Below are 1141 nucleotides of genomic sequence, written 5' to 3'. Positions count from 1 at the left end.
CGACGCGCTCCTCCTCCCCCAGGACACCACCACCGACACCCCGGACCACACCCCGGACCACGACGCGTACACCGACGTCTACCGCCACGCGGACAAGGGCGCCGCACCTCGTGCGTTCGTCAACAGTCCGAGCGGATCTCGGCGGCTCAGCAGGCTGCTGGGTGATCTGCGGGCGTATGTGGCCGAGCGGTTGCCCGAGTTCATGGTGCCTTCCGCTGTGGTGCTGCTGGACGCGTTGCCGCTGACGGTCAACGGCAAGCTGGACCGGCGCGCTCTGCCCGCGCCCGACTACGCCTCCACCGGCGGACGCGCCCCGCGCACCGCCCGCGAGGAGGTGCTCTGCTCCCTCTTCGCCGAAGTGCTCGGTGTGTCCTCCGTCAGCATCGACGACAGCTTCTTCGACCTCGGCGGCCACTCCCTGCTCGCCACCCGCCTCGTCAGCCGCATCCGCACCGTCCTCGGCGCCGAACTCTCCATCCGGGGGCTGTTCGAGACACCCAGCGTCGCCGGCCTGGTGGAGCAACTGGACGGTCGTACGGTCCGTACGCCTCTGACTCCCATGGTCCGGCCCGAGGCGATCCCCCTCTCCTTCGCGCAGCAACGCATGTGGTTCCTGAACAAGTTGGAGGGCCCCTCCGCCACGTACAACATCCCGCTGGCGCTTCGGCTGACGGGTGAGCTGGACCGGGCCGCGCTGGAGGCGGCGCTCGGTGACGTGGTCGCCCGGCACGAAAGCCTGCGCACCGTCTTCCCCGACATTGACGGCACGCCCTACCAGCACGTGCTGCCCGTGGACGGGACGACCCGGATCGATCTGCCGCTCACAGAGGTCGCGGTGGCGGACGTGGAGGACGCGCTGGCCGACGCCGCGCGCCATCCGTTCGACATGTCGGTCGAGCTCCCCATACGGGCCAAGCTGCTGCGTACCGGACCCGAAGAGTTCGTCCTCATGCTCGTGGTCCATCACGTTGCCGGTGACGGCTGGTCGCTGCGACCGCTGGCCACCGAACTGACCACGGCGTACGAAGCACGCTGCGCGGGCACCGCTCCCCAGTGGGAACCACTGCCGGTGCAGTACGCCGACTACACCCTCTGGCAACGAGAACTCCTCGGCAGCACCGACGACCCCGACAGCCTCCTC

At 69.5% G+C, this 1141-nt stretch carries 1 protein-coding gene; it reads left to right on the top strand.

Annotated elements, in window-relative coordinates; genetic code table 11:
* A partial coding sequence (locus ACIP8W_RS31970; RefSeq protein ID WP_402205923.1) for a condensation domain-containing protein occupies window positions 1–1141 on the top strand: 1141 nt, incomplete at both ends.

Source organism: Streptomyces sp. NPDC088554 (assembly GCF_044752945.1).
GTDB lineage: Bacteria > Actinomycetota > Actinomycetes > Streptomycetales > Streptomycetaceae > Streptomyces.
The sequence above is the reverse complement of the archived record's forward strand: the minus strand, read 5'-3'. Positions and strand labels throughout refer to the sequence as shown.